The 13,289-nt window shown below is 43.0% G+C and carries 12 protein-coding genes; 6 read left to right on the forward strand and 6 right to left on the reverse strand.

Annotation, left to right across the window (positions count from 1 at the left end; genetic code table 11):
• The first annotated feature begins 58 nt into the window (after positions 1-58).
• The 4 genes from LG003_RS02765 (at position 59) to pyk (ending at position 5,626) form a co-directional block, all read left to right on the forward strand.
• Positions 59-919, forward strand: a complete 861-nt coding sequence (locus tag LG003_RS02765; RefSeq protein WP_112876047.1) for a MurR/RpiR family transcriptional regulator — start codon at positions 59-61, stop codon at positions 917-919.
• Between the two features lie 488 nt (positions 920-1,407).
• Positions 1,408-2,310 carry a phage tail protein gene (locus LG003_RS02770; RefSeq protein ID WP_262980111.1) on the forward strand — a complete coding sequence of 301 codons (903 nt, stop codon included), beginning with the start codon at positions 1,408-1,410 and terminating at the stop codon, positions 2,308-2,310.
• A 264-nt stretch (positions 2,311-2,574) separates the two neighbouring features.
• Positions 2,575-3,591 carry a tail fiber protein gene (locus tag LG003_RS02775; protein ID WP_262980112.1) on the forward strand — a complete coding sequence of 339 codons (1,017 nt, stop codon included), beginning with the start codon at positions 2,575-2,577 and terminating at the stop codon, positions 3,589-3,591.
• Between the two features lie 592 nt (positions 3,592-4,183).
• The gene (pyk, locus tag LG003_RS02780; protein ID WP_262980113.1) at positions 4,184-5,626 is read left to right on the forward strand and encodes a pyruvate kinase; all 1,443 of its coding nucleotides are present in this window, start codon (positions 4,184-4,186) and stop codon (positions 5,624-5,626) included.
• A 283-nt stretch (positions 5,627-5,909) separates the two neighbouring features.
• Here the strand turns inward: pyk and lpxM are convergent, their stop codons facing one another.
• From lpxM to znuA, 3 genes are all read right to left on the reverse strand, one after another.
• On the reverse strand, positions 5,910-6,878 hold the full coding sequence (gene lpxM / locus LG003_RS02785) for a lauroyl-Kdo(2)-lipid IV(A) myristoyltransferase (protein WP_262980114.1): 969 nt from the start codon (positions 6,876-6,878) through the stop codon (positions 5,910-5,912).
• 157 nt (positions 6,879-7,035) lie between these two features.
• On the reverse strand, positions 7,036-8,343 hold the full coding sequence (mepM, locus tag LG003_RS02790) for a murein DD-endopeptidase MepM (protein ID WP_112876052.1): 1,308 nt from the start codon (positions 8,341-8,343) through the stop codon (positions 7,036-7,038).
• A 20-nt stretch (positions 8,344-8,363) separates the two neighbouring features.
• Complete coding sequence (gene znuA / locus LG003_RS02795; protein ID WP_112876053.1) at positions 8,364-9,311, reverse strand: zinc ABC transporter substrate-binding protein ZnuA; 948 nt, start codon at positions 9,309-9,311, stop codon at positions 8,364-8,366.
• 76 nt (positions 9,312-9,387) lie between these two features.
• Here znuA and znuC point away from each other — a divergent pair, with 76 nt between their 5' ends.
• Together znuC and znuB are read left to right on the forward strand one after the other, a co-directional pair.
• The gene (gene znuC / locus LG003_RS02800; RefSeq protein ID WP_262980115.1) at positions 9,388-10,146 is read left to right on the forward strand and encodes a zinc ABC transporter ATP-binding protein ZnuC; all 759 of its coding nucleotides are present in this window, start codon (positions 9,388-9,390) and stop codon (positions 10,144-10,146) included.
• Positions 10,143-10,928 carry a zinc ABC transporter permease subunit ZnuB gene (gene znuB, locus LG003_RS02805; RefSeq protein WP_112876055.1) on the forward strand — a complete coding sequence of 262 codons (786 nt, stop codon included), beginning with the start codon at positions 10,143-10,145 and terminating at the stop codon, positions 10,926-10,928. The genes znuC and znuB overlap by 4 nt, the downstream gene beginning before the upstream one ends.
• 93 nt (positions 10,929-11,021) lie before the next feature.
• Here the strand turns inward: znuB and ruvB are convergent, their stop codons facing one another.
• The 3 genes from ruvB to ruvC all read right to left on the reverse strand — a co-directional run bounded on the left by ruvB (position 11,022) and on the right by ruvC (position 13,264).
• Positions 11,022-12,029: a Holliday junction branch migration DNA helicase RuvB gene (ruvB, locus tag LG003_RS02810; RefSeq protein WP_112876056.1), complete on the reverse strand. Its 1,008-nt coding sequence runs from the start codon at positions 12,027-12,029 to the stop codon at positions 11,022-11,024.
• A gap of 16 nt (positions 12,030-12,045) precedes the next feature.
• Positions 12,046-12,663: a Holliday junction branch migration protein RuvA gene (ruvA, locus tag LG003_RS02815; protein ID WP_112876057.1), complete on the reverse strand. Its 618-nt coding sequence runs from the start codon at positions 12,661-12,663 to the stop codon at positions 12,046-12,048.
• A gap of 79 nt (positions 12,664-12,742) precedes the next feature.
• On the reverse strand, positions 12,743-13,264 hold the full coding sequence (ruvC, locus tag LG003_RS02820; protein WP_112876058.1) for a crossover junction endodeoxyribonuclease RuvC: 522 nt from the start codon (positions 13,262-13,264) through the stop codon (positions 12,743-12,745).
• Positions 13,265-13,289: the final 25 nt, after the last annotated feature.

Consider the following 13,289-nt stretch of genomic DNA (forward strand, 5'->3'; position numbering starts at 1 on the left):
TTTATTATAGATTTCTCCTCTGAATGAAATCGTCAAAAATCACAGGTAACTGCGTTTTATGAATACACTGGAACGAGTCCAAAACAGTATCGAATTCTTGAGTAAGTCAGAAAAAAAAGTGGCGCAGATAATCCTGGCTTCACCGCAAACTGCGATCCATGCCAGTATCGCAACGCTGGCGAAAATGGCGGAAGTCAGTGAGCCCACGGTTAATCGTTTTTGTCGCCGTCTGGATACTAAAGGTTTTCCCGATTTTAAACTCCATCTAGCCCAAAGTCTTGCCAATGGTACGCCTTACGTAAATCGCAATGTTGAAGAGAGCGATACAGTTAGTGCCTACACCAATAAGATATTTGAATCGGTAATGGCAACTCTGGATACCGTGAAAAACAATCTGGATATTACGTCTATTAACCGAGCTGTTGACTTACTAACACAAGCCCGGAAAATCTCATTTTTTGGTTTAGGGGCTTCTGCGGCCGTCGCCCATGACGCAATGAATAAATTTTTCCGGTTCAATATTCCGGTTATCTATTTTGATGACATTGTGATGCAACGGATGAGCTGTATTAACAGTGCCGAAGGTGATGTCGTCGTACTCATCTCCCATACCGGCAGAACTAAAAGTTTGGTTGAAGCAGCACAACTTGCGCGAGAAAATGATGCGACAGTTATCGCAATTACCTCCCAAGATTCTCCCCTCGCCCACGAAGCAACGCTCGCCATTCTTCTGGACGTCCCGGAAGATACAGACATTTATATGCCAATGGTCTCAAGAATCGCTCAATTAACTGTTATTGATGTTTTAGCTACGGGTTTTACCCTGCGCCGTGGTTCAAAATTCAGAGATAACTTGAAAAGAGTCAAAGAAGCGCTGCGGAATTCACGCCTTAATAAAATTGACTTTCCCTCAACCTGAAAGTAATCCTCTTGTTGTTAGGCTGACTCGCAGCAATCGCGTAGTCAGCAATCGTTTATGGATCATTGAGTGCCAGTAAATAATCTACATTGGTCAATATATGAGAAGAATCATATAATTATGGCAAGAAAATCCTATATCACTTAGTTAACTCAATAAAATAATGATAGTTTAAAAAATCAAAAATCAAACCAGAGGGTTATTATAAATAATTCCGAAAAAATCGAAACCGGAAGAAATAGAAAACAGTAATAGCAAAATAACTTTCAGATGTTGAATATAAATTACTTAAATATTTATCCAATCACACAGTTTCGCATTTTTATTCCTATCCATTATACAAAAACAATTAACCCTTTAACTTATAAGAATACTTTATCATGCTTTTTCCGAGCTAAACTACTATTAACATATATTGCGGAAAATGAATTTTACAATAATTCAATATGCTGCTTATAAAATCACATTATTCAATTTTAGGAAAATATATGATTCACCAGAATGATTTTAAAGCTTTTTCTATCAGTAATAATGCTAATGTAATCAGTCAAGAAGCCTATGAAAAAAACCGAAGTTTGAAAACTGGGTTTCCTCCAGGTGATATTACTATTCATTTGCTAAACAAAGTATTACGCCAATCGTCAACCATATCCTCTGTCGTCGCTAATTTTATCGCGACACAATCTGACAATGATATTCTGGATGACGGTGATATCGCTAAACTCATTACCCAATTAAATAGCGCGTTAGAACAAAAAATTACAACAACAGTACCAAGTGCCTCACTAACACAACAAGGCGTTATTCAACTCACAGACAATACAGGTAACAGTAATACCCTTGCGGCAACGCAGAAGCTTGTTTCTGATGTTAATCAGAATGCGAATAACCGGCTGGCAAAAGACCAAAACGGTGCCGACATTCCTGATAAAGATGCTTTTGTGAGAAACCTCAGTTTGTTTGAAAAATTGATCCCGGTAGGGGTACCACTTCCCTGGCCGACTACCACCCCACCAGAAGGATGGGCACAATGTAACGGCGCTCCTTTTGATAAAACAAAATATCCGAAATTAGCGCAAGCCTACCCTAATGGGATATTACCCGATTTACGTGGTGAATTTATTCGTGGTTGGGATAGTTGGCGTGGTATTGATAACGGACGTAATATATTGAGTTTTCAATATGATGCATTCAAAAGACATAATCATAATATTAATACCACTAACAGCGATAAAACCTCTCTTGAATATACAGACCCCATGCGTGGCAGTATGACTGGTGGTTCAAACGAACGAGGTAGCTTAGGGGAAAATAAATCCATTGGGATGAATGGTGATAATGAAACACGTCCAAGAAATGTAGCATTTAATTACATTATAAGGACCGCCTAATGAGTAAATCCGTACTGGACAAAAATAATATAGCCATCAGCATTTTTTCAGATATTGAATATAAACGGCTTAGATATTTATTTGATCACACAATTTCGGATTTTTATTTCTATCCATTATACAAAAACAATTAACTTCCTAAGTTACAAGGACAATTTATCATAATTTTTCCAAGCTAAACTATCATTAAAATATATTTATGGAAATTACTCCTATAATAATCTAATACCTTGATTATAAAATAATTTAATTTTAGGTGGAAACATGAACCCAAAAAATGATTTCAAAGCTTTTTCCATTAGTAATAATGCTAATGTAGTCAGCCAAGAAGCCTATGAAGAAAGCCCAAATTTGAAGACTGGATTCCCTCCAGGTGATATTACTATTCATTTGCTAAACAAAGTATTACGTCAGTCGTCAACCATATCCTCTGTCGTCGCTAATTTTATCATGACGCAATCTGGCAATGATATTTTGGATGATGGTAATACCGCCAACCTCACAACACTATTAAATAGAGCATTAGAACAAAAAATTGCAGCAGCAGTGCCAAGCGCCTCATTAACACAACAAGGCATTATTCAACTCACCGACAAAATAGGTAACAGTAATACCCTCGCAGCAACTCAGAAGCTTGTTGCTGATGTAAACGATAACGCTAATAACCGGCTAGCAAAAAACCAAAACGGTGCCGATATTCCTGATAAAAATGCATTTGTGAAAAATCTTGGCTTAATCGAAACCATTATCAACACTCAATATCCTGTAGGCATTGTGATTTGGTTCGCTCAAAATAAAAACCCCAATGTGCTATTTCCGGGTACTACCTGGGAATACATTGGTGAAAATAAAACAGTTCGGTTAGCTAACGCCAATGGTTCCGATCTTTTATCAACTGGCGGCAACGATTCGATAAGTCTGACAGCAGCACAAATGCCAGCACATAATCATACATTTTCTGGGACAACGAGCACATTTGATTATGGCACCAAAACCACTAATACCACTGGAGCTCACCATCATGATAGCGCTTGGGGTGAAGCTTGGGGGGGACGTTACGGCTATTACGACAATTCTAGAAACAATATAGGGTCAGCAAACGTGCCAGATAATGACAACTACAAATTCAACACCAGCACTGATGGCAACCACTCTCATACGGTATCAATAGGATCACACAACCATACAATTTCAGGTAATACCGGAGATACAGGTGCCAATGCAGCGATTACAATTACCAATTCATATATTAAGTTGATGGGATGGCATCGAAAAGCATAAGAACCCTGCATCCCCCAGATCGCTGACAAACCTCACGCAAATAACTGTCTCTTAATCATAAATCTGACTTAAGAGACAGTGTCAACTCGACATACTAAAGTAAAATTTATCATTTGCGTACTTTACAGCCCCTCATCCTGAACGTTTCGTCCCTTGTGACTACTCCTCGCCGTCAACGGCGAGACTACAACTTTTCATTATCAAAATCTCCAAGGCTATTAGATTATTGATAAATCGGGAACAAATCATGATAGGATAGAAATGCGGCAATAAATATCCGTTAAAAAAGGGTTAGCTGATTCGCTAGGGCATAGCGATTGTGTAAAACGTTCCCCCTGTCGTTCCTCTATAGTTGACAACGGTCAATAGGCACTACAGCGAAAAGTATCATGATAAGTTGATACGGGTCACAAAAAGCCCCACGGTAGTCGCTTGCGACTTTGCAACGGGGCAAGTTACAAGAGTAATCTATAAGCAGCCTTGATAGTTGGATTGCCGAAGAGTTTTTTTACTCGTTTTATAGGATAATTAATAGATTATTGATTATTTTTATATAACCAATACCAATACTCACAGGTCAACGGAGTAACACATGTCCAGACGGCTCAGAAGAACTAAGATTGTTACTACACTTGGTCCGGCTACCGACCGCGATAATAATCTTGAAAAGATTATTGCTGCGGGTGCAAACGTAGTCCGCCTTAACTTTTCCCACGGTACCGCCGAAGATCATCTCCAGCGAGCCAACAAAGTCCGCGAGATTGCAGCCCGACTCGGGTGCCATGTCGCTATTCTTGGCGATCTTCAAGGACCTAAAATTCGCGTATCAACGTTTAAAGAGGGCAAGATTTTCCTGAATGTCGGAGATAAATTTCTGCTTGATGCCAATCTTGGTAAAGGCGAAGGCGATAAGGAGAAAGTCGGTATCGACTACAAAGGATTACCCACAGATGTTGTACCGGGTGATACTTTGTTGCTGGATGATGGGCGTGTTCAACTCAAAGTATTAACAGTTCAGGGAATGAAAGTATTCACTGAAGTCACTGTAGGCGGCCCGCTATCTAACAATAAGGGCATCAACAAACTGGGCGGTGGATTATCCGCTGAAGCCCTGACCGAAAAAGATAGAGAAGACATTATTACGGCGGCCAGAATTGGCGTTGATTACCTTGCTGTCTCTTTCCCCCGTACCGGTGAAGATCTTAACTATGCTCGCCGCCTGGCACGAGACGCAGGCTGTGAAACGCAGATCGTGGCAAAAGTTGAACGTGCAGAAGCCGTTAGCAGTGATAAAACCATTGATGAAATCATTCTGGCTTCTGATGTCGTCATGGTCGCTCGTGGTGACCTTGGCGTAGAAATCGGCGATCCAGAGTTGGTTGGCGTTCAGAAAAAATTAATTCGCCGTGCCCGCCAACTGAATCGTGTAGTTATTACCGCGACTCAGATGATGGAGTCTATGATCACCAACCCAATGCCTACCCGCGCAGAAGTGATGGATGTGGCAAATGCCGTGCTTGATGGCACTGACGCCGTGATGCTCTCCGCTGAAACCGCCGCGGGCCAATACCCTGCCGAAACGGTTGCCGCAATGGCGCGAGTCTGTCTCGGAGCAGAAAAAATGCCCGGGCTAAACGTATCAAAACATCGGCTAGACACAACTTTTGACAGTATCGAAGAAGCCATTGCAATGTCTACCATGTACGCGGCAAACCACCTAAACGGGGTTAAAGCCATTATTGCAATGACCGAATCAGGCCGCACCACTCGTATCATGTCTCGCATCAGTTCTGGTCTCCCCATATTCTCTATGTCTCGTCATGAGAAAACCTTAAACCAAACTGCACTTTACCGTGGCGTTACACCGGTTTATTGCAGCAGTCATACTGACGGCATTACAGCGGCCAATGAAGCGGTTAATCGTCTACGTGACAAAGGTTATCTGGTTTCCGGTGACCTTGTTCTGGTGACTCAAGGTGATCAGATGGGGACAATTGGCAGTACTAACACCTGCCGTATTCTTGAAGTGGAATAAAACTTTATTACATTTAGCGCCAAGTTTTCGACAATCAGGTAAACCTAGAATACTGGCGCGTTTCGCTTATCCAACAACGACCCGACGGTAAAAATAGATTCTTACCGTCTCTATTTCACTCAACTAATACTGTATTTGAAAATATAGAACCACCATTCAACTAATATATCAAAGTACAAATAATATGTTTTTTCACAAAACCCCCTAACATGCCCAACATTAGGGGGACAATAAAAACTTTCAAACTGTGATTATGGTTTTCACATATATCTTGCGATTAGAATCACAGATCTTCTCTGTTATACGGCTCAATATCACCCTCTTTCCGCGTCTTAAGCAATTTAAGTATCCAAGTGTACTGCTCAGGATTTGGTCGCACTAATTGTTCTAATTCTTCATTCATCCGACGAGCAATAAAAGCATCATCTTTGCCATCAATATCATCCATTGGTGGACGAATATAAATATCAAGCTGATGGGTACGGTAATTATAAACCGGAAACAGGGGCACAATAGCGGCACGACAAACCTTCATCAATCGCCCAATGGCTGGCAATGTCGCTTTATAAGTTGCGAAAAAATCAACAAACTCACTGTGTTCTTCACCATGATCCTGATCAGGCAGATAATATCCCCAGAAACCCTGGCGAACAGTGGCGATAAAAGGTTTAATTCCAGCATCACGGGAATGTAAACGACCACCAAATTGACCGCGAGCTTTATTCCACAAATAATCTGATACTGGGTTTTTTTGATGATGAAACATAGCCGCTGCTTTTTGTCCACCCGCCGTCAGCAATATCGCAGGAATATCCACAGCCCAGCCATGAGGAACCATGAAAATAACATTCTTCCCTTGCTCTTTCAGTTGAAGAATAATCTCTTCGCCATGCCAATGAGTCCGGTTTAACGTTGATTTTGTACCACGTAAACAAAGTTCAGCCAACATAACAAAAGGTTGAGGTGCGGTAGAAAACATCTTATCAATCAATGCCTCACGCTGTTGCTCTGTTAGTTCCGGCATACAGTAACACAGATTTATTCTTGCTCTACGACGAGCCCCTTTCGCAAACTTACCCGCCAGCCAGCCTATTTTAGCCAGCAGAGGATCACGCACTTTAACCGGCAGGTAAGCCAGCCCGGCCAACACACCAATGCCCAGCCATAATCCCCAGTAACGAGGATGCAAGTAAGATTTATGAAATGTCGGCACATAACCAACTTTACTGTCTGTATCTGTTTCTTTATACATGAGCTATCTCTTTTAAAACAAAAAGATCATTGTTCATTTCACATGTACAGGGGGTTATATCAACGATATCAACACACATTTTTCTGAACATAAATAAAACGACAGCGGATGATAGCAATCATCCGCTTTAAAGTCTGTTACTAATGAACAATTAAACTCAATCTAACAGAAGCTGAGGCGTTACCTCTTTTATCGTTGCCAGGAATTCTGTGCGTTCTTTACCACTCAAACCTCCAGAACGCGGTAATTTCGCCGTTAATGGGTTTACCGCCTGCTGATTGATCCAGAATTCATAATGCAAATGTGGGCCCGTAGAACGACCAGTGCTACCGGACAACGCAATACGATCACCCCGTTTTACCTTCTGCCCTGATTTCACCAGCAGCTTTCTCAAGTGCATATAACGCGTGGTATATTGGCGTCCATGGCGAATGGCAATAAAGTTACCTGCTGCTCCATTATATTTGGAGACAATCACCTCACCGTCACCCACCGCCAAAACAGGCGTTCCCACCGGCATGGCAAAATCCACACCTTTATGCGGCGCAACCCGACCAGTAACTGGATTCACACGCCGAGGATTAAATTGGGAAGATACCCGAAATTGCTTGGTGGTTGGAAAACGCAAAAAACCGCGCTCCAGACCGGAACCTTGACGATCATAAAAACGCCCATCTTCCGCCCGGATAGCATAATAATCTTTACCACCACTATTTAGGCGAACACCAAGTAATTGGCTCTGTTCACTGTGACCATCCAACATTTCACGGGACAGCAATACAGAGAAACGATCACCTTCATGTAATTTACGCAAATCAATTTGCCATTGCAGTGCCTTAGTGACTTCACGTGCTTCACTGCTGGTTAAGCCGGCATTTAAAGCACTGCTGGTAAAGTTACTATCAACAACACCAACGACGACGCTGTTTTTCCACTCCCCTTTCTGAAACTCTTTTGTTTCTTTAAACAGATCGCCTTCACGGGTATAAATGCGCATTTCACGGCGGGAAACACCCCAAGTCAGCGTTTGCAAGTCACCCGCTTCATTGACTGTCCATGACAATGGCTGACCAATGTTCAATCCCCGTAACGCTTTATGCTGACTCGCGAGTAACGCTACATCAGAAGAGTCGATACCAAATTGGGTCAGAATATTACTGAGGGTGTCACCGTCGGAGACAATATATTCATGCGGAGTTTGAGCCGTGACCTCTGAGTTCGTCTCTTCATCAGGAATACCCTCGTCCGGTAGCTGTTCACTGCTATCTGCAATAATTTCATCACTATCGACGGGAAGGTTGATGGCGATGCTGCCGACTGTTGTTTCTTCTTGTTCATGATGATAAGCAATAGGTTGCCACATAGTGACAACCAATGTTGCTACAGTCAGCGAACCCAACATAATTTTATGCGGTCGCGGTAACTCCTTATACACCAGAACGATAGTTTTAACTATCTGTTGCACTCATTGAATTCCTTATTACTTTAATTCAGGCAACCCGCGTACTGTTCCGACAACTGAGTTATAAATTTCATATAGCTGTCCTTATCCAATACGATGCGGCCTCCTAACGGATCTAAAGTGCCCATACGCACTCCCGTATCCTTTGCCACAGCATTAATAACGGTCGGCCTGAATTGTGGCTCAGCAAAAATGCAGGTTGCTTTCTGCTCAACCAATTGTGTTCGTATATGATGTAATTTTTGTGCGCCAGGTTGTATTTCAGGATTAATCGTAAAATGTCCTAATGGCGTCAGGCCATAATGCTGCTCGAAATAGCCATAAGCATCGTGAAAAACAAAATACCCCTTACCACGCACCAGCTTAAGAATATTAGCAATATTTTTGTCAGTTTGCGCAAGCTGAGTATTGAATTTACGTAGGTTTACGTCCAGCGCTGCTTTTTTATGCGGATAACGCGCTTGTAATTGGTCATAAATCCCCTGTGCGACCTGTTTTGCTATTTCTGGTGATAACCAGATGTGCATATTATATTCACCATGAGAATGATGTTCATGACCATCTTCATGTTTATGTTGATCCGATTTGGGTAAATCTTCATTATTTTTCAGCAATAATGGCCTAATCGTTGGCAATTGCGCTAAAACTAACTGTTTATTTTGTGGAACTTTGGCTAACGGTTTAGACAAAAAGATTTCCATCTCAGGTCCAACCCACACAACTAAATCTGCCTGATTAACTTTCTTAAGATCAGACGGTTTCAATGCATAATCATGCGGTGATGCCCCATCAGGTAACAGTACCTGCGTATCAGTTACACCCTCAGTTATTGCCGCAGCAATAAAACCCAACGGACGGATTGATGTCACAACATCGGCATTAACCGATTGTATCGTTCCTGACATGAAAACAGCAGTAATCGCAGTCTTGCAGAGAAACTTGTGCGCTAGTTTATATGATTTGTGTAACATAATGTAAATATCTCGTGGACAGAAACCAGAATTGTTATATTATAACATCTCAATATTCACGCAAGATATATTTAACATGTCGACACTCATCACTTTAAAAAATATTGCTGTTAATTTCGGCGATCGTCGGGTATTAAACAATATCTCTCTACATTTGCAACGAGGAAATATTCTGACGTTGCTAGGTCCTAATGGTGCCGGTAAATCAACTTTAGTCCGCGTTGTTTTAGGGCTTATTGAGCCATCATCCGGCACTATTGAACATACCGATGGATTGAAAATCGGCTATGTTCCACAGAAGTTGCATCTTGACCCCACCCTGCCATTGACAGTTAAACGCTTCATGATGCTAAAACCCGAGGTAAAATCTGGCGATATATTGCCGGCACTTGAACGAGTAAATGCTGCTCATCTATTGCAACAGCCCATGCAAAAATTATCCGGTGGGGAAAGCCAACGGGTTTTATTAGCCAGAGCACTATTAAATCAACCTCAATTACTCGTCCTTGATGAACCAACACAAGGGGTCGATGTTAATGGTCAATTAGCACTTTATGATTTAATCAATCAAATCAGGACCGAATTACATTGCGCTGTACTGATGGTTTCCCATGATTTGCATCTGGTCATGGCGAAAACAGACGAAGTTTTATGCCTTAATCAACATATTTGTTGTTCCGGCACACCTGAAGTTGTTTCAACTCACCCTGAATTTATCGCGATGTTTGGTCATCATGGTGCTGAACAATTGGCAATATACCGCCACCAACACGACCATCACCATGATCTGAAAGGGAAAATTAGCTTGGAAAATAACAGGGAATGCCACTCATGATCGAATTATTATTCCCCGGTTGGTTGGCCGGCGTATTATTGGCTATTGCTGCCGGGCCATTAGGCTCATTTGTTGTCTGGCGCAGAATGTCCTATTTTGGCGATACTCTGGCTCATGCTTCATTACTGGGCGTTGCTTTCGGATTATTGCTAAATATTAGCCCTTTTTACACAATTATCGCCGTCACTTTGATACTGGCAATTATTTTAGTTTGGCTGGAGAAACGTCCTCAACTGGCAATCGATACTTTGTTGGGGATTATGGCTCACAGCGCATTATCATTAGGGCTAGTGGTTGTCAGTTTAATGTCTAATGTGCGAGTTGATTTGATGGCTTATCTGTTTGGTGATTTGTTATCAGTCACCTATGAAGATATTTGGTTGATTGCCATCGGTGTCACCATGGTCACCACGCTCCTGTTCTGGCAATGGAACGCCTTGCTCTCTATCACCGTCAGTCAAGAAATGGCTTTTGTGGATGGAATTAAAATACAGCGGTTAAGAGTGCTGTTAATGCTGGTAACCGCGTTGACAATCGGCTTGGCAATGAAGTTTGTCGGCGCACTGATTATCACCTCCCTGCTCATTATCCCGGCCGCCACTGCTCGCCGTTTTGCCCGTACACCGGAGCAAATGGCCGGTATTGCTATTGCGGTTGGTACGCTTGCCGTCACCGGTGGATTAGCTTTCTCCGCCGTTTACGACACACCAGCTGGGCCTTCTGTCGTGCTATGTGCTGCGGTGATGTTTATTATCAGCCTGATCAGTAAAGCAAAAAATTGATCCACTGAGTGGGGATAACCCAGTTATCAGGAGAACGGGATAGGTTTCCCTTGCAGGGAGTACCCATCCCGATTTTTCAGGTAATTAAACAAGTCATTCCTGATCTCTGACCATACCAAAATGGCGATAAGCATGTTCGGTGGCAATTCGTCCACGGGAAGTGCGTTGAATAAAACCCTGTTGAATCAAAAAGGGTTCCAGCACATCTTCAATCGTTTCCCGCTCTTCACCAATAGCAGCGGCAAGATTATCTACCCCAACCGGCCCGCCCATAAATTTATCAATGATGGCAATCAGTAATTTACGATCCAGATAATCAAAACCGGCAGCATCTACGCTCAACATATCCAGCGCTCTGGTGGCAATATTGCCATCAATCGCACCATTCCCTTTTACTTGAGCAAAATCACGTACCCGGCGCAGTAAACGATTTGTAATCCGCGGCGTTCCACGAGAACGCATGGCAACTTGCCGGGCGCCCTCGTCAGTGATCGCCACCCCCATAAAACGAGCGCTGCGAGAAACGATACTTTGCAAATCGTCCACGTTATAAAACTCAAGGCGCTGCACGATACCGAACCGATCACGCAGTGGAGAAGTTAAAGAGCCTGCGCGAGTAGTAGCACCAATCAAGGTAAAAGGTGGCAAATCAATTTTAATCGAACGGGCTGCCGGCCCCTCGCCAATCATAATATCCAGCTGGTAATCTTCCATTGCTGGATAAAGAATTTCTTCCACTACCGGCGATAAGCGGTGAATTTCATCGATAAACAACACATCGTGCGGTTCAAGATTGGTCAGCATTGCCGCCAAATCACCCGCTTTTTCCAACACCGGGCCTGAAGTTGTGCGAAGATTAACACCCATCTCATTGGCAACAATATTCGCCAGCGTTGTTTTCCCCAATCCCGGCGGACCAAAAATCAGTAGATGGTCAAGAGCATCACCACGCTGTCTGGCAGCCTGAATAAAAATCTCCATCTGCTCACAGACCTGCGGTTGTCCGACATATTCAGACAACAATTTAGGTCTGATGGCACGGTCAACGGCTTCATCATCTGGCAAAACTTCCGCAGAAACCAGACGGTCAGCTTCAATCATGGCTTACCCCTGTAACTTAGAGAACAGCGCGAAGCGCTTCGCGGATAAGTGTTTCACAATCCGCGCCCGGTTTAGCAACTTTACTTACCATGCGGCTAGCCTCTTGCGGTTTGTAACCCAGAGAGACTAATGCCGCAGCAGCTTCCGCTTCGCTATCAACGTCAGAAGTTGTCTGTTTGGCCGTTGCCGGCAAATTAATATCACTGCTCTGATTGAAGAGATCGCCATTCAGCCCTTTAAAGCGATCTTTCATTTCAACCACCAGCCGTTCAGCGGTTTTCTTACCCACACCCGGTAGTTTAACCAGAGAAGCGATCGCCTCTTGTTCAATAGCAGAAACAAATTGCTGCGCAGACATGCCCGAAAGAATAGCCAACGCCAATTTAGGCCCTACGCCATTCACTTTAATTAATTCTCGGAATAGTGCCCGCTCCTGCTTATCATTAAAACCATAAAGTAATTGCGCATCTTCACGCACAACAAAGTGAGTAAACAGAACAGTCTCCTGTCCGGCATCAGGCAATTCATAAAAACAGGTCATTGGCATATGGACTTCATAACCAACGCCATTCGTTTCCAGTAAAACCAAGGGTGGTTGTTTTTCCAGCACAATTCCTCTGAGACGCCCTATCACTCGTTTACCCCCTAAAAAATAAAACTGATTGTTCTACTTATGGTTATAACATAAAAAAAGCTGGATGCATATCCAGCCGTTATCTTAAACGTCCACGTGCCAAGATTAATCTGGGATCACCAACCCGCAAAAGATTCTGATTAAAGTGACAATGGGTTATCGCAACGGCCAATGCATCTGCCGCATCGGATTGCGGATTAGCAGACAATTTCAGCACCGAGCGTACCATGTGTTGAACTTGGCTTTTTTCAGCCGCCCCGGTTCCGACAACCGTTTGTTTCACCTGCCGAGCAGCATATTCAAAAACCGGTACCGATTGATTAACGGCAGCAAGAATCGCAACTCCCCGCGCTTGCCCTAATTTCAGCGCTGAATCGGCGTTTTTTGCCATAAAGACCTGCTCGATGGCAAAAGCATCTGGTTGAAACTGCGTAATAATTTCAAAGATACCCGCATAAATACGCTGTAATCGGTTAGGCAGATCATCAACTTTTGTTCGGATACAACCACTACCAAGATAGCTCAAATGACGTCCCTGCTGACGGATCACACCATAGCCAGTGACGCGGGAACCCGGGTCGATACCTAAGATAATCGCCATATTTTATTTATTCGCCTTTGATTAT

The sequence above is a fragment of the Photorhabdus kleinii genome (assembly GCF_025384885.1).
Lineage (GTDB): Bacteria > Pseudomonadota > Gammaproteobacteria > Enterobacterales > Enterobacteriaceae > Photorhabdus > Photorhabdus kayaii.

Coding starts and splice junctions, on each gene's coding strand:
- LG003_RS02765 (WP_112876047.1), top strand. CDS start 59: ATGAATACACTGGAACGAGTCCAAAACAGTATCGAATTCTTGAGTAAG.
- LG003_RS02770 (WP_262980111.1), top strand. CDS start 1,408: ATGATTCACCAGAATGATTTTAAAGCTTTTTCTATCAGTAATAATGCT.
- LG003_RS02775 (WP_262980112.1), top strand. CDS start 2,575: ATGAACCCAAAAAATGATTTCAAAGCTTTTTCCATTAGTAATAATGCT.
- pyk (WP_262980113.1), top strand. CDS start 4,184: ATGTCCAGACGGCTCAGAAGAACTAAGATTGTTACTACACTTGGTCCG.
- lpxM (WP_262980114.1), bottom strand. CDS start 6,878: ATGTATAAAGAAACAGATACAGACAGTAAAGTTGGTTATGTGCCGACA.
- znuA (WP_112876053.1), bottom strand. CDS start 9,311: ATGTTACACAAATCATATAAACTAGCGCACAAGTTTCTCTGCAAGACT.
- znuC (WP_262980115.1), top strand. CDS start 9,388: ATGTCGACACTCATCACTTTAAAAAATATTGCTGTTAATTTCGGCGAT.
- znuB (WP_112876055.1), top strand. CDS start 10,143: ATGATCGAATTATTATTCCCCGGTTGGTTGGCCGGCGTATTATTGGCT.
- ruvB (WP_112876056.1), bottom strand. CDS start 12,029: ATGATTGAAGCTGACCGTCTGGTTTCTGCGGAAGTTTTGCCAGATGAT.
- ruvC (WP_112876058.1), bottom strand. CDS start 13,264: ATGGCGATTATCTTAGGTATCGACCCGGGTTCCCGCGTCACTGGCTAT.